Source organism: Sorangium sp. So ce296, from assembly GCF_051529605.1.
Classification (GTDB): Bacteria; Myxococcota_A; Polyangia; order Polyangiales; family Polyangiaceae; genus Sorangium; species Sorangium cellulosum_D.
In genome coordinates, this window is sequence record NZ_CP150325.1 from 1930570 (window position 1) to 1950264 (window position 19695).

13 protein-coding genes are annotated in these 19695 nt (G+C 71.6%); 10 read left to right on the top strand and 3 right to left on the bottom strand.

The genetic code is table 11. The annotated features are described in order from the left end of the window. Positions 1-45 precede the first annotated feature (45 nt). The 3 genes from WME98_RS07395 to WME98_RS07405 form a co-directional block, all read right to left on the bottom strand. Positions 46-1161, bottom strand: coding sequence for an ADP-ribosylglycohydrolase family protein (locus tag WME98_RS07395; RefSeq protein WP_437950639.1), 1116 nt, complete (start codon positions 1159-1161; stop codon positions 46-48). Between the two features lie 221 nt (positions 1162-1382). Beyond that, on the bottom strand, positions 1383-3875 hold the full coding sequence (locus tag WME98_RS07400; RefSeq protein WP_437950640.1) for a hypothetical protein: 2493 nt from the start codon (positions 3873-3875) through the stop codon (positions 1383-1385). A 373-nt stretch (positions 3876-4248) separates the two neighbouring features. Further along, on the bottom strand, positions 4249-5367 hold the full coding sequence (locus WME98_RS07405) for a sterol desaturase family protein (RefSeq protein WP_437950641.1): 1119 nt from the start codon (positions 5365-5367) through the stop codon (positions 4249-4251). Between the two features lie 464 nt (positions 5368-5831). Between WME98_RS07405 and WME98_RS07410 the strand changes: the two genes are divergently transcribed. From WME98_RS07410 to WME98_RS07455, 10 genes are all read left to right on the top strand, one after another. Next, entirely contained in the window at positions 5832-7490 is a 1659-nt protein-coding gene (locus WME98_RS07410; RefSeq protein WP_437950642.1) for a glycoside hydrolase 5 family protein, read from the top strand. A 75-nt stretch (positions 7491-7565) separates the two neighbouring features. After that, entirely contained in the window at positions 7566-8654 is a 1089-nt protein-coding gene (gene xylF, locus WME98_RS07415; RefSeq protein ID WP_437953960.1) for a D-xylose ABC transporter substrate-binding protein, read from the top strand. Positions 8655-8960: 306 nt separating this feature from the next. Further along, complete coding sequence (locus WME98_RS07420) at positions 8961-10904, top strand: multicopper oxidase family protein (RefSeq protein ID WP_437950643.1); 1944 nt, start codon at positions 8961-8963, stop codon at positions 10902-10904. 268 nt (positions 10905-11172) lie between these two features. Next, positions 11173-13188, top strand: coding sequence for a multicopper oxidase family protein (locus WME98_RS07425; RefSeq protein ID WP_437950644.1), 2016 nt, complete (start codon positions 11173-11175; stop codon positions 13186-13188). Positions 13189-13429: 241 nt separating this feature from the next. After that, on the top strand, positions 13430-14548 hold the full coding sequence (locus WME98_RS07430; RefSeq protein WP_437950645.1) for a phosphotransferase: 1119 nt from the start codon (positions 13430-13432) through the stop codon (positions 14546-14548). Continuing rightward, positions 14545-15078 carry an adenylyl-sulfate kinase gene (locus WME98_RS07435; RefSeq protein ID WP_437950646.1) on the top strand — a complete coding sequence of 178 codons (534 nt, stop codon included), beginning with the start codon at positions 14545-14547 and terminating at the stop codon, positions 15076-15078. The genes WME98_RS07430 and WME98_RS07435 overlap by 4 nt, the downstream gene beginning before the upstream one ends. Further along, positions 15072-16691: a protoglobin domain-containing protein gene (locus WME98_RS07440; protein WP_437950647.1), complete on the top strand. Its 1620-nt coding sequence runs from the start codon at positions 15072-15074 to the stop codon at positions 16689-16691. The genes WME98_RS07435 and WME98_RS07440 overlap by 7 nt, the downstream gene beginning before the upstream one ends. Before the next feature lie 69 nt (positions 16692-16760). Continuing rightward, positions 16761-17210, top strand: coding sequence for a response regulator (locus WME98_RS07445; protein WP_437332782.1), 450 nt, complete (start codon positions 16761-16763; stop codon positions 17208-17210). A gap of 376 nt (positions 17211-17586) precedes the next feature. Further along, positions 17587-17985 carry a CBS domain-containing protein gene (locus tag WME98_RS07450; RefSeq protein ID WP_437567603.1) on the top strand — a complete coding sequence of 133 codons (399 nt, stop codon included), beginning with the start codon at positions 17587-17589 and terminating at the stop codon, positions 17983-17985. 200 nt (positions 17986-18185) lie between these two features. After that, positions 18186-19580: a sigma-54-dependent transcriptional regulator gene (locus WME98_RS07455; protein WP_437950648.1), complete on the top strand. Its 1395-nt coding sequence runs from the start codon at positions 18186-18188 to the stop codon at positions 19578-19580. Positions 19581-19695 lie beyond the last annotated feature (115 nt).

Here is a 19695-nt window from a genome sequence, read left to right on the forward strand (position 1 = left end):
ACCAAGCTCGTTGAACGCGCGATGCCGTCTTGGCCGCGGGCCCCCTCAATAGGGCGGCAGCATCCTCCGGAACCCGTGCCCCAGCGCCAACGCCAGGAAGAGCAGGTTCCTCACCGGCAGCGCCGGCCAGAAGAGGCCGAGCGGCCCTTCCCCACCGGAAGCGCGCTCCCCCGCCTCGGCGCCCTCGCCCTCGCCGCGGAACGCCCGCGCGAGCCGCGCGCCGAGGCGCCGCATCCACGCGACCGATCGCGGGAAGTCGGCGATCCCGTCGAGCCACGCCCCGGGGATCCCGCGCGCCCCGACCGTCGCGCCCGCGAGGCCACCGACGATCGCGCCCGTGCTGTCGGCGTCGCCGCCGAGCAGGATGACGTCCTCCACCGTGCGCCGGAAATCGCCCGGGTGCGCGAGCCAGCAGAACAGGGCCGCTGGCGCCGTGTCCACGATGAACCCGCTCACGCCCTCCGTGAGCCCGATCGCCCCGGCGAAATCCGCCGCCGACGCGCGCCGGCCGAGCAGCTCCGCCGCGCAGTCGAGCCGGCGGCCGAGCTCCGGATCCGCGGTTCGCTCGCGGAGCATCGGCAAGAGCTCGGCCGGATTCACCTGCTCCGGCGCGCGCACCGCGGCATACGCGGCGGCGAGGGCGATGATCCGCGCGCCCTCCTCGGCCCGCGGATCGGTGTGCGTGAGGCGCGTGGACGCGCGCACCATGGGCTCGATGCGCGAGGGCGTCAGGGCGAGCGTCGCGCCCAGGATCGGCGCGCGCATCGCGGCGCCGTTGCCGGCCGAGAAGACGCCGCTCCGCTCCGGAGAGAACCCGATCCAGAGCTTGAGGATCGCCCGCAACGTGGCGTATCCGACGCCCGCCGGCAGGGAGGCGAGCCAGCCGCGGAGCTGCCACCCGAGCGACCGCGCGAACCGCGCCGCGTCCCCCGGCGCGGCCAGCAGGGCCTGCGCCGTCATGCACGCGTGCTCGGCGTCGTCGCTGATCATCCCGCGGCCGAGCACGAAGCGGTGCTCGAGCGGCGCCGCGCCGAAGAGGCGGGCGGCGCGGCGGCGCGACAGGCCCTCACGCGGCAGGCCGAGCGCGTCGCCGACCGCCGTGCCGAGGAGGACGCCGGCGAGCCGGTCCTCGCGATCGATGGATGTCGTCTCGATGGCCATGCGAGCGCGCTATTCACGCTCCATGCCGGGAGAGAACAGCGGAGATCCGCGCCCCGGAGGCCCCGCGCCCGAGGGGCCAGCCTGCCAGGATGGCAGCGCCTGTCTGCGCGCTGGACATCGCGTCGCGCCGCACTCCGCCCGGCGGTCCTCGGGCGTCGCGGAGCGGGCGCCCCCGGAACCGGCGAGGCTGCGCCGTCCGAGCCCCGAAGGAACACGTCACCTCACGGGCTGCACCCGCTGTCGCAATTCTGTAGGAAGTTGGGGGACGGGCCGGCCGCGCGACGCGCGCTCCGGCTCGCGCCGCACACCGGCGCCGCGATGGTGATGGCCTCGTTCATCCCGAGGACGAGCCGCTCCCCAGCGAGCGCGAGGGACCGCACCGGGCTCGGCGTGGGATAGCGCGCGAGCTCGGTCCCGTCGTCCGCCAGCAGCGCGAGCGCCCCGGCGGACGGTGAGACGATGGCCAACCAGGCCACGGTTCCATCGAAGGAGAGGATCCGCGATGCCTGCATCGGGCTCGGTGCCTGCGACAGGTCGACGTGGTTGTGGACGACGATGTCCTCCCCGTCGCGCCGCAGCACGTAGACGTGCTGGCGATTCTCGATGACCAGGGCGCGATCGCCGGCGAGGGCCACGGCCGTGAGGTCCCCGGTGCCGGACAGCGTACCGGTGGCCATCGGTCCAGCGCCCGTCCAGGAGAACCAGAGCAGCGATATCTCGGCCACCAGGTCCTCGTAGTAGAGCTGGCCCAGCAGCACCTCGGCGCGCTCGCCGTCCACAGCGAGGGCCTGGGCCACGCGCGGCGCGCTGGAGACCTGCGGCGCGATGATCTGCTCGGACGCGGGCCCGAGGAGCTCCCCGGCGCAGCGCGCGGGCAGCGCGAAGCGCCGCAGCCGCAAGGCACCCCCGTCGATCGGCGCCGCCTGGAAGAGCTGGCCCGGCGCGGACGCCAGCACCGCAGGACCACCCTCGATCCGCAGCTGGCCAGACGGCGCCAGGAGCCCGCCTTCGCCCGGCCCGAGGCAGCTCAGCACGGCGGTGCCGCCTTCCTGATGCACGTTGGCCTCGCTCGACGGCAGCGTCACCAGATCGAGCGCGCCGGCCTCGGACGGCGCGGGGGCGAGCCGCAGCCGCTGCATGTCCGGCGGAAACACCGTCCCTCCCGCCGTGAGGACGGGCGCCATCGGATCTCCCAGATCCACGCTGTGCACGCCGAAGGGCCCCACCGCCAGGACCGCGCCGTCCTCTCCAGCCCAGATGCGCTCCAGCGAGCCATGGTGGAGCCCCGTCCGGAATCGCATCGCGGCCGAGCCGTCCAGCGCGACGACGCGGCGCCAGGGATGCAAGACGGCGTGTCGCCCCCGGGCCGCGAGCCGGAGCGGAGAGGGCAGCAGGCCTGCCTCGTCGCTCTCGCGCACGAGGAGGCTGCCCAGCGCGGACGAGACGCCCGCCGGGCTCAGGGCGTGGCGGTCCACGACGTAGGAGCGGGTGGCGCCGTTCACGCGGAACCACTCGACGAGCAGGTCGTCGTCGAGGAGCGCGAACCCCAGGGGGCGGTCCCAGAGATCGGCCCCCTCGTCCGGCGAGAACGACTTCACCGGAGCCGGCTCTTCCGCGCCGTCCAGGTCCGCCACGCGGAACACGTGGATGCTGCCCAGCTCCCCGTAGCGGAGCAGCTCTTGCGCGACGAGGTACGTGTCGTTCAGCTGCGCGTGGAAGAAGGCCTGGGAGGCGAAGCGCGCGGGCTTGATGACCGGCCCGGCCGGCGATGACACGTCCACGGGCACGAGGCCGTGCGAGGTCGCGATCCACAGGACAGCTCCGTCCGCGGAGAGGGCGAGCGAGCGGCATGTCCCCGCCAGGAGCTGGAAGGCGTGCGCGGTCTCCTCGACGAGCGCGTCGTCGGCGCCGACGCGCCACGCGCTCACCCACGATCCGGCGCAGGTCCAGAAGCGGTCCCCGCGCCCGGCGCCTCCGACGATGCTGTCGCTGCGCGGGTCCAGCGCGCGCTGGGACAGCGTCGTGATGCGGTCGCCCTCCAGCCCCAGGAGCTCCAGCCGCTGCCGCGTCCCGACGACGACGACACGGTCCGGCCCCAGCGGGACCAACGAGGTGAGGAGCCCGTCAGACCAGTCCCAGCTGCCGAAGTAATGCTCGACGCCGATGTCCAGGGTGCGCTGGCCCAGCCGCTGCAATCCGCCTTCGTCCACCCGGACCAGGGACAGCGACAGGCCGTTCCCACCGAGCCGCTCGCCGAACAGGATCCGGTCGTTCGACAGGAACTCCGCCATGCCCTCCAGCGGAAAGCTGGGGCCTTCGGCCGGCGCCGCGCCGTAGCCCCAACCCGTGCCGTAGATCTCCGCGGGCACCGAGACGGGCACCTCCGTGCACGCGCCGCCCACGCACCGATCGCCGGCCGAGCAGACGTCGCCGCGCCCGCAGGGCGTTCCATCCGGGGCCGCCGGGTAGATGCATTGGCCGGACGCATCGAGGCGCTCGGCCGTGCACGGGTCGTCGTCGACGCACGCCCCTGCACCGCCGCCGCCACCGCCGTCGCCGCCAGCCCCGCCGCCGCCGTCGTTCGCGCCCGCCCCGCCGCCGGAAGCGCGCGGCTCGTCCTCCGGGCGGACATTCGAGGGACATCCTGGCGCCGCCGCGAGGACGACGGCGCTCAGGAGGAGCGCCCGGGCCCACGACCATGCCGGAGTCATCATGTCGCAACTCTCCCTGGAACTGGGGTCCATGACGTTCTCCCGAGCGCGACTCTCAGCGAGATCGTCGCTCGGCCAGCTCCACCCGAGGCGGCGTCGACATTCGCGCCGGCGCGGAGAAGAGCAAACCGCTCTCGAGATGCCGATACGCTCCCGGCACCATCGAGACCGATGGATCCGGGATATGCGATCTCGCCATCGATCTCAAGCGCATGCCGGCGGCATTCGCGCACGCCGCGCGCGCGAGCACGAAATCGACCATCCCCTCTGTCCGCCAACCCCGACGCGGCGGAGGGGGGGTTGAGCGCCCGCCGGGTGTCGTCACGTCGACTCGCCCGCCGGCGCAGGCTGGCCGGCCGGCCTAGGCGGCGCGGGCTCAGCCCGGCGAGATCGGCATCCCCTTCGGCGAGCTCGCGGCCGTCGGCGCGCCCCGCGCCTCCGGCGAGCTCGGCCCGTCGAGCAGCGCTCCGACCGCGGCGAGCGCGGCGACGATGGCGGCCGCCCCCGCCCACAGCGGGCCCCGGGCGAGGCCCGGCGCCGCGTACAGGAACGCGATCGCGCCGAGCAGCGCCGCGAGGAACAGCGCCGCCGCCAGCGCGCGCACCAGCGGGGAGCGCTCGACGTCGTGGAGGACGTAGCCCGGATCGGTGCGCAGCGGGCCCTCCTCGGGCGGGGCCGCCGCGGACCGGAAGTCCGGCGGCCGGAGCCAGACGAGCAGCTTGCCGGCGAGGCGCGGCTCCGCCGCCGCCATGCGCGCGAGCTTCCGCCACGGGTCGACGTTCGCGCGCAGCGCGCTGAAGCTCGCGAGCGGCTGGACCACGCCGTACCGCGGCGGCGCCCCCTCCGCGCGGAAGGTGCCGAACAGCCGATCCCACACGATGAGCACGCCGCCGTGGTTCCTGTCGAGATACTCGGGATCGACGCCGTGGTGCACCCGGTGATGAGACGGCGTGTTCAGCACCCACTCCAGCGGACCGAGGCGGCCGACGAGCTGCGTGTGGATCCAGAACTGATAGAGGATGTTCAACGTATACGTCGTGACGACCATCGCGGGCGGGAAGCCGAGGAAGGCGAGCGGCCAGAAGAACGGCCAGAAGAACGCCCGCTGGACCCAGCTCTGGCGCAGCGCGACCGAGAGGTTGTAGTGCTCGCTCTGGTGGTGGACCGCGTGCGCCGCCCACAGGAAGTTCACGCGGTGGCTCGCGCGGTGCGCCCAGTAATAGCAGAAGTCGACCGCGACGAAGCAGGCCAGCCAGCTCGACGCCGCGCCCGGCGGCAGCCGCACGAGCGCGGCGCGCTCGAAGAGGAAGAGATAGACGAGCACCCCGCCGCTCACGACGGAGACGAGCGCCTGCTGGCCGACCCCGCACGAGAGGTTGGCGAGCGCGTCCGAGAAGCGGTAGTCGCGCCGCCCGCGGCGGCGGCAAAGCCAGAGCTCGACGCCGATGAGCGCGAAAAAAGCCGGCACCGCAAACAGGATCAAGCTCGGCGACATGCCCCCGTCCTCCGCGGAGCCGAGCGCCCAGCGGCTCGGCCACGCTCGGCCATTCTAGCCTGAACACCCCCGCCACGCCCGGTGGCGCACCTCACCGGCCGACCCCGGCCGGCGCGTTCTTCCGCGATCTCTCCGGCGCGTTCCTCGCGCCGCGCCCGCCGAGCTCCACCGCTCGTTTCGAGCGCCGCGCCCTCGCCGGTGCGGCGCCGCTCGGCGCGACTTCGCCGTTGACGCTGAACCGATTAAGTGGTCTGCCATGAACCGCGCCGGTGCGACGACGACACCCTGAGCGGAGATTTGCATCGGCGCGACACCGGGCAGCTCGCTGTGGCCACGGCAACACGATCACCACGACGGCGGCGCGCCTGCCCGGCGCGCCGCCGCGCGCGGGCCGTGTGCTTGCGGCGGCGGCGCTCAGCCACGCTTGAGGAACGACACTCGAACCAGGTAAGGAACGACCGACGATGAAGAAGACCTTGTTGCTCGCTTTGGGTTTGCTCTCCCTCGCCGCGTGCACGTCCGACACGACCGACCCAGCGGCCTCGGGCACCGGGGGCGCCGGGGGCGGCGGCGGCGACGCGACCGGCGGCGGCGACGGCGGAGGCGGGGGCGGCGGCAACGACGCCGCCGGGGGCGGCGGCAGCGACGCCACCGGGGGCGGCGGGGACGGAACCGGGGGCGGCGGGGCGCCCGAGTGCGCCGAGCAACCCGAAAAGTGCTACGTCCGCGCGGAAGGTAGTATGCTCACGCTCGACGGGAAACCGTACAAGTACATGGGCACGAACTTCTGGTCGGCTCCCTTCATCCCCCTCGAGCGCCTGCGCACGGAGCTCGACATCCTCGATGCCCACGGCGTTCAGAACCTCCGCATCATGGCGCTCAGCGAGGGCGACATCCCCGAGTCGCAGCAGAACGATCAGCAGTACGGCCCGCAGCGGATCTTCCCCGCGTCGTCGGACGAGCCGTGCGCCGACCCGAAGCTCGAGGAGTTCGCGGACCACCTGGTGACGGTGCTCGACGAGATCCACAGCCGCGGCATGAAGGCGGTCATGACGCTGAACGACTTCTGGCACTGGTCCGGCGGGATGCCCCAGTACATGAAGTGGGCCCACGAGGAGCCGGACACCTCCTGCGGGGAGGACTTCGGCGCGTACCAGGTCGGCCTGACCCACCCCGAGACGAACGCCCCCCTGCTCGCGGCCGGCTACGACGTGCCGTTCAACGGCTCGATCCGGTTCCGCGAGGGCACCGGCGAGGACTGCCAGGCCGTGGCCATCAACGAGTGGGCGATCCCCCACTCGGGCACGCTCGACCCGAACACGAACCCCTGGCCCGACCAGATGGATCTCTCCAGCCTGTTCTTTTGCAACAAGAAGGCACAGGAGTTCTACTTCAGCCGGGCCAAGGTCGTTATCGAGAAGCTCAAGGACCACCCGGGGATCATGGCGTGGCAGCTCGGGAACGAGCCGCGGTCCTTCAAGGGCTGGGGCGCGCTGTTCAAGCTCTGGGTCGAGCGGAACGCGAAGTTCATCAAGGACATCGACAAGAACCACCTCGTCTCGATCGGCTCGGAGGGCGACCTCTCGTACAACTGGGGCGACTACGCCAACAGCGACTACCGGGCCTTCCACGCCGTGTCCGGCATCGATTACCTCACCTTCCACGTCTGGCCGGAGAACTGGGAGTGGTACGACCCGTCGCTGCCGGCCGACAGCACCGCCGACAGGTCGCTCCAGGCGGCCATCACGAAGAGCAACGGGTACATCGATCTGCAGATCGAGCACGCCAAGGCGCTGAACAAGCCGATCGTCGTCGAGGAGTTCGGGCTCGCGCGGGACGACAAGTCCGAGCCCGTCGCGTCGACGGTCGAGAAGCGGAACGAGTACTACTCGACCGTCTTCGACGCCGTCGTCAACAACCCGGAGCTCGCGGGCGTGAACTTCTGGGCGTGGGCCGGCACCGGGAGGCCGTCGGACGACGGCAACGACTACTGGCTCCTCGGGAACGATTACATCGGCGATCCGCCCCACGAGCTCCAGGGGTGGTACTCGGTGTACGACGACGACACGGAAACGCTCAACATCATCATGAGCTACGCGGACAACATCAACACAATCGAGTAGCCATTTGGCCCGAGCACGGGCCCCTATCCCTCATCTGACTCGGAGGTCACCTTGATTCGTCGCTCCACCTTTCTCATGGCCATGATCTCGCTCGCGTTCTCGACCGGCTGCTCGAAGCCGGCCTCCGAGGGCGAGACGAACGCGGGCAAGACCGATGACAAAGCCCCGAAGACCGCGGACGCCAAGGGGGCGGACAAGAAGAAGATCACGATCGGCTTCTCGATGGATACCCTGAAGGAGGAGCGGTGGCAGCGCGACCGCGACCTGTTCAAGGCGAAGGCCGAGCAGCTCGGGGCGCAGGTGCTCGTGCAGTCCGCGAACAGCGACGACGCCCTGCAGAACTCGCAGGCGGAGAACCTGCTCACGCAGGGCGTCGACGTGCTCGTGGTCGTGCCCCACAACGCGAAGACGACCGCCACCATCGTCGAGTCGGCGCACAAGCAGAACGTGCCCGTCATCGCGTACGACCGGCTGATCCTCGACTCCGACGTCGACCTCTACGTGTCCTTCGACAACGTCCGCGTGGGCGAGCTCCAGGCCGAGGCGCTCGTGAAGCAGGCCGCGAAGGGGAACTACCTCCTCATCGGCGGCTCCCCGACCGACAACAACGCGAAGCTCTTCCGCGAAGGGCAGATGAACATCCTGAAGCCGCTCATCGACAAGGGCGACATCAAGGTCGTGGCGGACCAGTGGGCCAAGGACTGGCAGCCGGTCGAGGCGCTCAAGATCACCGAGAACGCCCTCACCAAGAACAACAATAACGTCACGGCCGTCGTGGCCTCGAACGATGGGCTCGCGGGCGCGGCGGTCCAGGCGCTCGGCGAGCAGAAGCTCGCCGGCAAGGTCGTCGTCTCGGGCCAGGACGCCGAGCTCGCCGCGTGCCAGCGGATCGCGGCCGGCACCCAGAGCATGACCGTCTACAAGCCGATCAAGTCCCTCGCCGAGAAGGCCGCCGAGCTCGCCATCAAGATGGCGAAGAAGGAGCAGATCGGCGAGAAGACGCAGACGGTCAACAACGGGAAGAAGGACGTCCCGAGCGTGCTCATCGCGCCGATCGCCGTGGACAAGAGCAACCTCGCGTCCACGGTCATCGCCGACGGGTTCCACAAGGTCGAGGACGTCTACAAGGACCTCCCGAAGGACCAGTGGCCGGCGGCCAAGTAGCCGGCGGACGAAACCCGCTCCGGCGCCGCGAGCGACCTCGCCGACGAGAGGTCGCTCGCGGTTCCGCCGCTTGATGATCGATGACACGCATCATGTCATCGGATCTCCCTTGAGCGCCGTGCGCCTCGACCGAGGCGGATTCCAGCTGCACGAACAGCGCTCGATCGCAGCGCATCGATGGTGATTCGGGACCTGCTCGTGAGCGCGCAGGAACCCTAAATCCGGAGCTTCCTGGATGGCTCGGATCCGCGCGGCCGTCATGATGGTCGCACGCTCGCGTCGCCGATTGCGGCGCAAGGAGATCCGATGTCTTCACTGAATCGACGACTATTCTTGAAGTACGGTCTGACCACGACGGGCGGGCTCCTTATGCTCCCCCGCGAGGACGTCGCGCTCGCGAGCGTCGGCGAATGCGCCTTCGTCCCGGAGTCGGCACCGACGCTGCGCGGCCGCGATATCCCCAAGTACAGGCTGCCGCTGCTCATTCCGCCCGTCATGCCCGAGGCGCGGGGGCGCATCGGCCACGACGCTCCCATCGACGAATACGAGATCGCCGTCCGGCAGATCAGGCAGCGCGTCTTGCCGCCGGATTTCGACCTCACGACGGTGTGGGCGTACGGCTCCGCCCGGCATCCGGACACGTTCTCGTATCCCGGGTGGACCATCGAGGCCAGGTGGCGGAAGCCGGTGCGCGTGACGTGGATCAACGACCTCACCCACCCGCGGACCGGCCGCTTCCTCCCGCACCTGTTCACCGTCGACCCGACCCTCCACTGGGCCAACCCGCCCGGCGGGGTGGACGGCCGCGACACGGCCCCCAAGTTCAGGGGCCCTTGCCCGCCGGATCCTTACCGGGGCCCGGTGCCGATCGTCACCCACCTCCACGGGGCGACCCCGGTCGAGCAGGAGAGCGACGGCTACCCGGAAGCGTGGTTTCTGCCGAAGGCGGAGAACATCCCGCGCGGCTTCGCGAGGACCGGGACCTTCTACGACATCTTCCGGAGGACATCCCGGCTCGGGCGCCTGTGGGAGCCAGGGACGGCCGTCTTCGAGTACTTGAACCGCCAGCGGCCGACGGCGCTCTGGTACCACGATCACGCGCTCGGCATCACCCGGCTCAACGTGTACGCCGGGCTCGCCGGCTTCTACCTGATCCGCGGCGGTCCCGACGATCTGCCGAAGGGGGTGCTGCCCGGACCCGCGCCGAGGCCGGGCGACCGTCCGGACGCCGAGGTGTTCGAGATCCCGCTCGTGATCCAGGACCGCTCGTTCAACGCTGACGGCTCGCTCTTCTACCCCAAGAGCCGCGGGCTTCCGCCCGAGCTCGCCGAGGACGTGTACAAGCCGAACGGCCCCGTGGCGCCGTACTGGGTTCCCGAGTTCCTCGGGAACGCGATCCTGGTCAACGGCCGGACGTGGCCTTTCCTCAACGTCGAGCAGCGCCGCTACCGGTTCCGCCTCCTGAACGGCAGCAACACGAGGCTCTTGATCCTGAGGCTGAGCAACGGGCTCCCGTTCTGGGTGATCGGCTCCGACGAAGGCTTCCTCCCCAGGCCCGTGCAGACCAACGAGCTCGTCATCGGAAATGCCGAGCGCTGGGACGTCATCGTCGATTTCAGCCGCGTCCCGGTCGGCACCGAGATCCTCCTCCTCAACGTCGGACCGGAGACGCACGGCGGCATGCCGGGCATGTCCGCCGTGGCCGACCCGGACACCACGGGCCAGGTCATGCAGTTCCGGGTGAAGAAGGCGACGAGCAGGGACACGAGCACGCCTCCCGAGAAGCTCGTGCTGCCGGCGTTCGATCCGCTCGGAGACGAGGAGGCGATACGCCGCGTGTCCCTGAACGAGGAGCAGCTGGAGGGCGTGGGCCCGATCCGGAACCTCCTCGGCATCGTCGACGCCGCGGGCGGGCCGGTGCCGCTCCACTGGGACGATCCCATCACGGAGAAGCCCGATGTGGACGATATCGAGCTCTGGGAGCTCCACAACTTCACCGTGGACGACCACCCGATCCACCTCCACAACGCGCGGTTCCAGGTCGTCAACCGGCAGGTGCTCGACCAGTCCGCGCCCCCCGAGCCTCCGTTCCTCGGGGAGGAGGGCTTCAAGGACACGGTCGGCGCGCTGGCCGGTCAGATCACGCGCATCAAGGTGAAGTTCGGCAACCCCGGGCTGTTCGTGTGGCATTGCCACATCCTCGAGCACGAGGACAACGAGATGATGCGGCCTCTCCTCATCGAGCGGTGATGACGTGATCGCCCGCGCGGGTGATCCTCGGCCTCGAGGGCCGCTGGATCGCCTGGCAGGTCGGGCGCGCCGCGGCGCACGGCGCCCCGACCGAGGCGAACCCGGTCAGGAAAACAGCGCCTGAGCGCCGCCTTCTGCGTGCCATCTCAGGACCCGTTCATGTGGGTCCAGCAACCCCAATCCGGTACCTCCTGGGTGCTCGGACCTACACCCCCGCCATCCTACTCCTGCGCGCGCACCACCACCGATGGCGGCGCCAGGAGGTCCCATGCCCTCGTTGAAGCGACGATTGCTCTTGAAGTACGGCTTATCCGCGGCCGGCGGTCTCGTGGTGCTCCGGCGCCACGGGCTCGCGAGCGCTGCCCCCGGCGCGCTGCGCGCTGTCCCTCGCCACGCGCCGACGCTCCACGCCGGGGACATCCCCAGATTCACGCAGCCGCTCACGATCCCGCAGGTCATGCCGCGGTCGGGCAAGCACTTCGGCCCTGGCGCGTTGGTCGACTATTACGAGATCGCGGTCCGGCAGTTCGAGCAGCACATCTTGCCGCCGGAGCTCGGCCTGCCGCCCACGACGGTGTGGGGCTACGGGTCCATCCATCACCCGGAGACGTTCTCGTATCCCGCGTTCACCATCGAGGCCGAGTGGCGGAGGCCGGTGCGCGTGAAGTGGATCAACGATCTCAAAGATCCCCTGACCGGCCGCTTCCTCCCGCACCTGCTCCCCGTCGACCCGACCCTCCACTGGGCGAACCCGCCCGGCGGGCTGAAGGACCGCGACGCGTCCTGCAAGCACACGCGCCACTGCCCCGACGGGCCTTACCGGGGTCCGGTGCCGATCGTGACCCACCTGCACGGGATCGCCCCGGTGGCCCAGGAGTTCGACGGCCACCCGGAAGCCTGGTATCTCCCCGCGGCGTCCGATATTCCCCCGGAATACGCGAGGACCGGCACCTACTTCGATTATTTCAAGAAGAATCCCCAGTCGCTCGCGAGCCTGTGGGAGCCAGGGGCTGCCCTGTACGAGTACCCGAACGATCAGCGGGCGGCGACGCTCTGGTATCATGACCACACGCTCGGCATCACCCGCGTCAACGTGTACGCGGGCCCGGCCGGCTTCTACCTGATCCGCGGCGGCCCCGACGACCTGCCGCCGGGCGTGCTGCCAGGCCCCCCGCCGAGGCTGGGCGACTGTCCAGGCACAAGGGTGTACGAGATCCCGCTCGTGATCCAGGATCGCATGTTCAAGGACGACGGCTCGCTCTACTACCCGGAGAGCAACGGGCACGACGCCGCGGCCTTCGGGACGGCCCCCGCGCACGACGAGCCGCCGCCGATCTGGGTGCCGGCCTTCGTGGGCAACGCCATGGTCGTCAACGGCCGGACGTGGCCGTACCTGGAGGTCGAGCAGCGTCGTTACCGCTTCCGCGTCCTGAATGCCTGCAACACGCGGTACGTGGGCCTGCGGCTGAGCGACGGGGCCAAGGTCCACAGGTTCTGGGTGATAGGCACGGACGCGGGAGGCTTCCTCCCCGCTCCGGTCGAGGTCGATACGCTCACGCTCGGTCCGTCCGAGCGCGCGGACCTCATCGTCGATTTCACGAGCATCCCTGTCGGCACGGAGATCCTCCTCCTCAACGTCTCCGAGAGCGGGCCCACGCAGGCTCACCTGGCCCACATGGCAGCGCTCATGGCAGAAGAGCAACGGGACTACACGACCGAGGTGATGCTGTTCCGGGTGGTGCCGGCGACGAGCGTGGACACGAGCACGCCGCCGGACCGCCTCACGCTGCCCTGCTTCACCCCGCACGGACCGGAGCGCCTGACACGCCCCCTGCTCCTGACGGAGAAGACGACCGCGCACGACCGCTCGCTCCTGCTCTTGCAAGGGATCATCGATCTTCAGACCGGGCAGCGGCTGGGCCTCAAATTCCACGACCGCATCACGGAGCACCCGGACCCCGGGGACACGGAGATCTGGGAGCTCCACAATGACACCTACATGCCGCACCCGATCCATGTCCACAATGTGGAGTTCCAGGTCCTCAATCGGGAGGACAAGATGACCGGCGCGATTAGCCCGCCGGAGCCCTGGGAGACGGGCTTCAAGGACACGGTGAACGCGACGGAGAACGCGATCACGCGCATCAAGATGAAGTTCCGCCACGAGGGCGCGTTCATATGGCATTGCCACATCCTCGAGCACGAGGACAACGAGATGATGCGGTCCTACCACGTCGGGCCGATCCCGCTCGATCTCCCGCATTTCGGCCGCCCGGACCATTGATCCGCACCTCCCACGACGCCGCGCACGCCTCGCGCGCGGGCGCACGTCCTGCGAGCGCGGCCGCCCCCCCTCGGCCTGCCGCCCCGCGCGGCGCCCCGCCCGGATCGAGGTCGGCATCTCGCAACAACCCGCCCGGCGGCGCGACCAGGCTCATCCGGCACGCGGCCTGCTTTTTGCTCGTTCGGTGGTCCTCGATGGCCACGTCAGCACGTCACCACGCCCACGCGCCCGAGGACACACCATGAGCGCCAAGACGGTATTGCCTGCCGAGCCCGATCCCTCACGCCAGCTCCGCCAGCTCGTCGAGGCGGCCTTGCCGGACGCCCGGGTCGAGGAGATCACCCCCCTGGGACCGGACGGCGGCCCCGGTCACGACCTGACCGAGAAGGCCGCCGGCTACGGCGTCCCCCGCCGGATCACCGTGGTGAGGCGCGATGGCTCGAGGCAGCGGCTGGTGCTGCACACGTCGACCGCGAACGCGTTCGGGCACGACCGGCGGGCGGATCGCGCGGCGGAGATGCTGCTCGCCTTCGACACCTTCGGGTCGATCCCGGCGCACGTCGAGGTCGTGGACGTCGGCTCGCTGACCCGCGACGGGCGCTCCCTGTCCCTCCGCGACGCGGGCGAGTTCTACCTCCTGACCACCTACGCCGAGGGCGACGTCTACGCCGCGGATCTGCGGCGGATCGCGCGGGAGCGCCGCGCGCGCCCGGAGGATCTCGCGCGCTGCGAGGCGCTCGCCAGCTACCTCATCGCGCTCCACGGCGAGCAGGGCGCGCAGCCGGGCAGCTACCGCCGCGCGGTGCGCGATCTCGTCGGCCACGGGGAGGGCGTCTTCGGCATCATCGACGGCTATCCGGACGACGCGCCGGGCGCGCCGCCCGCGCGCCTCCAGGCCATCGAGCGGCGCTGCGTCGAGTGGCGGTGGAAGCTCCGCGGAAAGGACCACCGGCTCGCGCGCACGCACGGCGATTTCCACCCCTTCAACATCGTGTTCGACGGCGCGTCGCGGCTCACGCTCCTCGACACGAGCCGCGGATCGCAGGGCGACCCCGCGGATGACGTCACCTGCCTCGCCATCAACTACGTGTTCTTCGCGCTGGACGCGCCCGGCGCATGGCAGGGCGGCCTCGGCGCGCTGTGGCGGCGGTTCTGGGAGGTCTACCTCGGCTGGAGCGGCGCCGCGGGCGTGCTCGACGCGGCGGCGCCGTTCCTCGCGTGGCGCGCGCTCGTGCTGGCCAACCCCGGCTGGTACCCCGCGGTCACGCCGCGCGCGAGGGACGCGCTGCTCACCCTCGCGGAGCGCGCCCTCGACGCCCCGCGCTTCGATCCGGCCGACGCCGAGGGGCTGTTCGCGTGAGCGGCGGGGTCGTCTGGATCACGGGGCTCCCCGCGTCGGGCAAGTCCACCCTGGCCGCGCGGGTGCACCGCGCGCTGCTCGGCGAGGGCCGGGCGAGCTGCCTGCTCGACGGCGACGACGTGCGCGACGCGCTCGTCCCGCGGCCCGGCTACACGCCGCGGGAGCGCGACGCCTTCTACGAGACGCTCGCGCGGCTCGCGGCGCTGATCGCGCGGCAGGGGCCGATCGCGGTCGTGGCCGCGACCGCGCACCGCCGCGCCTACCGCGACCGCGCCCGCGCGCTCGCGCCGCGGATCGTCGAGGTCTACATGGATGTCTCTCCCGAGGTCTGCCGCGAGCGCGATCCGAAGGGGCTCTACCGGGCGGCCCGCGCCGGCGAGATCGGCGCGCTCCCCGGCGTGGGCTCCGCGTACGAGGCGCCGCCCTCGCCGGAGATCGTCGCGCGCGGCGGCGAGGACGCGGCGGCGCTCGAGGCGATCCTGGAGCGCGCGAGATCGTGGTCCGCCGCCGCGAACGTGTGCTCATGGTAGGCTCTGGCGCCGTGCCCGCGCGCGAGACGCTCTTCGACGAGATCAAGCGATACGTTCGCTTCGACGAGGAGGACGCTGCCCGGCTGGCCGCGTTTCACGCGCACGCGGCGCCGCACTTCCCCCGCATCGCGGGCGAGTTCTACGACCGTATCCGCGAGCACGAGGGCGCGCACGACGTCTTCACCGGCGAAGATCAGGTGGAGCGGCTCAAGCGATCGCTCGTCCGCTGGATGACGCGGATCTGCACGGGGCCCTACGACGCGGCGTACTTCGACGAGGCCGCGAAGATCGGGCGGATCCACGTCCGGGTCGGGCTGCCGCAGCGGTACATGTTCACGGCGATGACGCTCATCCGGCTCGCGTTCGACGAGATCGCCGAGGGCGCGCCCCTCGCGCAGGCGATCGCGGTCCGATCCGCGGTGAGCAAGGTGCTCGATCTCGAGCTCGCCATCATGCTGGAGACGTACCGGGACGACTTCCTCGCGCGCGCGCAGCGCGCCGAGCGCCTCGACCGCGAGCAGGTCGGCCGCACGCTCGCGCGCACCGAGCACCGGTACAAGAGCGCCGTCGAGCTCGCCCGCGTCCTCGTCGTCGGCCTCGACGCGCAGGCGGTCGTGCGGCTCTTCAACCGCGAGGCCGAGCGGATCACCGGGTTCGCGCGCGAGGACATCCTCGGCATGCCGTTCGTCGAGGCGCTGCTCCCCGAGGAGCTCCGCGCCGATCACGGCGCGCTCGTGAAGGACGTCGCCGCGGGCCGCCGCCCCGGCGCGGATCTGCTGGAGAGCAGCCTCCGCGCGCGCTCCGGCAAGATCCGCGACGTGCGATGGCAGCTCGCGTACGCCCCCTCCTCCGCGGACGACGAGGTGGTGCTGTTCGCCATCGGGCAGGACACGACCGACGAGAAGGCGCTCGCCGCGCGCGTGCGCCAGAGCGAGAAGCTCGCCGCGGTCGGGACGCTCGCGGCCGGCCTCGCGCACGAGATCAGGAACCCGCTCAACGGCGCGCAGCTGCACGTGACCTTCCTCGAGCGCGGGCTCGCGCGCGCCGGCATGGGGGATCCGGACACCCTGGAGGCGATCCAGGTCGTCCGCGACGAGATCCGCCGCCTGTCGGAGCTGGTGAGCGAGTTCCTCGACTTCGCCCGGCCGAAGCCGCTGGTCGTGAAGCCGACGTCCCTCGTCGCGCTCTGCGAGCGGGCGGCGCGCGTCGCCCCCTCTTCGGACGGCGGCGGCGCGCGCGCCGAGGTGACGGTCGATCTGCCCTCGACCGACGTCGTGCTCGATCTCGATCCCGCGAAGATCGAGCAGGTCCTCCTGAACCTCCTCCGCAACGCGCTCGAGGCGGTGGGTGCGGCCGGCGGCGGCGCCGTCACCCTCCGCGCGCGCCGGCAGCCGCGCCACGCCGTCGTCGAGGTGGAGGACGACGGCCCCGGGATCGCGACCCCGGACGCGCCGATCTTCGACCCGTTCTACTCGACGAAGCCGAACGGCACCGGGCTCGGCCTGGCCATCGCCCACCGCATCATCACCGATCACGAGGGGGCCATCGAGTTCCAGAGCCGCCCGGGGAAGACGCTGTTCCGCGTGACGCTGCCGATCCGCCTGTCCGGCTGAGCTCCCCGCCGCGGCGGCGCGCGCGGGCCGCCCCTCGGCGCTGGCACGCAAGTTGGTAGATCGCCCGGCGTGGAACCACGCAGCCTCGAACAGCCGCTGATCCTCCTCGTGGACGACGACGTCCGCACCGCGCGCCTGCTCGCGCGCCTGCTCGAAGACGACGGTTTCCGGGTGGAGCTGGCCACCGACGGCGCCCTCGCGCTCGCGCGGCTCGCCCGGACGCCGGCCCCGGACGTCCTGGTGACCGACTTCCGCATGCCCCACGCCGACGGCCTCGCGGTCGCGCGCTTCGCGCGGTCGCTCCGGCCCGATCTCCCGCTCTTCGTGCTCACCGGCTACCCCGAGCTCGTGGCGCGGCTCGGGCGAGGGCTCGAGCCCGAGGCGGTGGTGCACACGAAGCCGCTGGACTACGCCGCCCTGAGCGCCGAGCTCCGCTCCAGCGTGGAGGCGGTGTCCTCTCGCGCCGCCGGCGCGCCGCCGAGCGCCCCTGCGCCGCGCCCCTCCCCCACCCCGGCCTGAGCCCCGGCCCTCGCCGGCGGGCGCCCGGCCCGGCGAACGGCTTGCGCCCCCGTGCAACCGCTGCGGCCGGTCCCCCCGCCACGGGCAGTGCTCAAAATTGAACATGAAGGCGGGAAGGCGGGAAGAAAAGATCAATGATCTTCCTGCCTTCCCGCCTTCATGTGAACTCTCTCCGGGCAAATTTGAGCACCACCCCGCCGCGCGGCGACTTTCCGCCGCGAGGCCTCCCGCCGCCATGAGTACCGCGGATCCGGGCCCGCGCGCGCCCGCGGGCCAGGGCGCGGGACGCCGGGCGCGGAGCGGCGGGCTCGGCCGCCGTGGCGCGCGTCGTGCAACGGATCCGGGCATGTGCCTCAGCCGCTTCGAGCATGGCGCCGTGAGCGCCGACCTCACCGAGACCGCCATCGACGTCGCGCGCCGGATGCGCGACTTCCGCGTGGGCTGCGTCGTCGTCACGCAGGGCGCGCGCGCCATTGGCATCCTCACCGATCGCGATCTCGTGATGCGGGTGATGGCCGACGCGCGCGAGCCCGAGAAGACGCTGGTGTCCGAGATCGTCACGTACGACCCCACGACGCTCCAGCAGTCCGACAGCATCGAGACGGCGCTCCGCCTGATGCGCGAGCGCGGCGTCCGGCGGCTGCCGATCGTCCGCCACGACGGCAAGGTGACGGGCATCGTCACGGCCGACGATCTCACCGTGATGCTCGCCGCGGAGCTCTCCGACCTCGGCGCGGGCATCCGCGACAACGTCGACGCGACCGAGAGCCGCTGACGGCGCCTCGTCGCTTCCGCGAGGCCGCGCGGCGCGCCTCCCTCGGCGACCGCGACGGCGCGGCCCTCGCGCCGGGCCTCCAGCCGGCGCTCGCCGGCGCTCGCCGGCACGCCGTCGTCGGCGGAGGCGCGCCGCGGCAGAAGGAGGATCGCGACGCCCGAGAGGCGCGGTATCCTCTGGCGGCCTTCGGAAGGGACGACATGAACGCTGAGAATAGACAGGGCGCGAGGGTGCTCGTCGTGGACGACGAGGCGAGCGCGCGCTCGGGGCTGGAGAAGCTCCTGCGACAGGAGGGCTATGCCGTGGACGCGGCGGCCGACGGCGCCGCGGCGCTCGAGATCGCGGCGGAGCGGCCGCCGGACGTCGTGGTCACCGATCTGAAGATGCCCAGGATGGACGGGGTGACGCTGCTCGGGAAGCTCCGCGAGCAGGATCCGGCGCTGCCGGTGATCGTCGTCACCGCGTTCGGCGACGTGAGCTCCGCGGTGCAGGCGATGCGGGCCGGGGCCGAGGATTACCTGACGAAGCCGGTCGACTTCGACGCGCTCCTCGTCTCCCTCGAGCGCGCCCTCGAGCGGAGCGCGCTCCGGGCCGAGGCGGAGAACCTGCGCCGGCAGCTGCGCGAGCGCGAGGGCGAGGGCGTCGAGGGGCTCATCGGGGCGAGCCCGGCGATGCAGAAGGTCTACCGGATGGCCCGGCAGGTGGCGGGCGCGCGGGCGACGGTGCTCATCACCGGCGAGAGCGGCACCGGCAAGGGGGAGCTCGCGCGCGCCATTCACGCGAAGGGCCCGCGCGCCAGGGCGCCCTTCGTGACGCTGCATTGCGCGGCGCTCGCGGAGTCGCTGCTCGAGAGCGAGCTGTTCGGCCACGAGCGGGGCGCCTTCACCGGCGCCGACAAGCGGCGCATCGGGCGGTTCGAGCAGGCGCACGGCGGGACGCTCTTCCTCGACGAGGTCGGCGAGATCGCGCCCTCGACGCAGGTGAAGCTGCTCCGGGTGCTCCAGGAGAGGATGTTCGAGCGCGTCGGCGGCAACGACACCGTGTCGGTCGACGTGCGCCTCATCGCGGCGACGAACCGCGACCTCGCGGCGGCCGTGCAGGAGGGCCGCTTCCGGGAGGACCTCTACTACCGGCTCAACGTCGTCCACATCGACATGCCCCCGCTGCGCGTCCGCGACACCGACGTGCTGCTCCTCGCGAACCACTTTCTCCGCCGGTTCGCGGCGGAGAACCACCGCAAGATCGAGGGGTTCACCGACGCGGCGCGGGCGAAGCTCGTCGCGCACCGGTGGCCGGGGAACGTGCGCGAGCTCGAGAACGCGATCGAGCGGGCCGTCGTGCTGTGCGACGAGACGCGCATCGACGCGGAGCACCTCCCCATCGACGCGGCGCCGGTCGCCAAGGGCGCCCTGCGCATCCCGGGCGCCACCATGGCGGAGATCGAGCGCTATGCCATCCTGTCGACGCTCGAGGCGACGAACGGCTCGACGACGCGCGCGGCCGAGCTCCTCGACATCAGCATTCGCACCATCCAGTACCGCCTGCACGAATACGGCATGACGGCGAAAGCGAAGAAATCGCAGGCTGCGGAGTAGGCGCGCGCGGCGGCCGATCGAGGACCGCGCGCGCGGGGCGCCGATCGAGGACCGCGCGCGCGGCGGCCGATCGAGGACCGCGCGCGCGGCGGCCGATCGAGGACCGCGCGCGCGG

Bases quoted from the DNA above. Each gene is read 5' to 3' on its own strand.
- WME98_RS07395 (WP_437950639.1), bottom strand. From the start codon at position 1,161: ATGGCCATCGAGACGACATCCATCGATCGCGAGGACCGGCTCGCCGGC.
- WME98_RS07400 (WP_437950640.1), bottom strand. From the start codon at position 3,875: ATGATGACTCCGGCATGGTCGTGGGCCCGGGCGCTCCTCCTGAGCGCC.
- WME98_RS07405 (WP_437950641.1), bottom strand. From the start codon at position 5,367: ATGTCGCCGAGCTTGATCCTGTTTGCGGTGCCGGCTTTTTTCGCGCTC.
- WME98_RS07410 (WP_437950642.1), top strand. From the start codon at position 5,832: ATGAAGAAGACCTTGTTGCTCGCTTTGGGTTTGCTCTCCCTCGCCGCG.
- xylF (WP_437953960.1), top strand. From the start codon at position 7,566: ATGGCCATGATCTCGCTCGCGTTCTCGACCGGCTGCTCGAAGCCGGCC.
- WME98_RS07420 (WP_437950643.1), top strand. From the start codon at position 8,961: ATGTCTTCACTGAATCGACGACTATTCTTGAAGTACGGTCTGACCACG.
- WME98_RS07425 (WP_437950644.1), top strand. From the start codon at position 11,173: ATGCCCTCGTTGAAGCGACGATTGCTCTTGAAGTACGGCTTATCCGCG.
- WME98_RS07430 (WP_437950645.1), top strand. From the start codon at position 13,430: ATGAGCGCCAAGACGGTATTGCCTGCCGAGCCCGATCCCTCACGCCAG.
- WME98_RS07440 (WP_437950647.1), top strand. From the start codon at position 15,072: ATGGTAGGCTCTGGCGCCGTGCCCGCGCGCGAGACGCTCTTCGACGAG.
- WME98_RS07455 (WP_437950648.1), top strand. From the start codon at position 18,186: ATGAACGCTGAGAATAGACAGGGCGCGAGGGTGCTCGTCGTGGACGAC.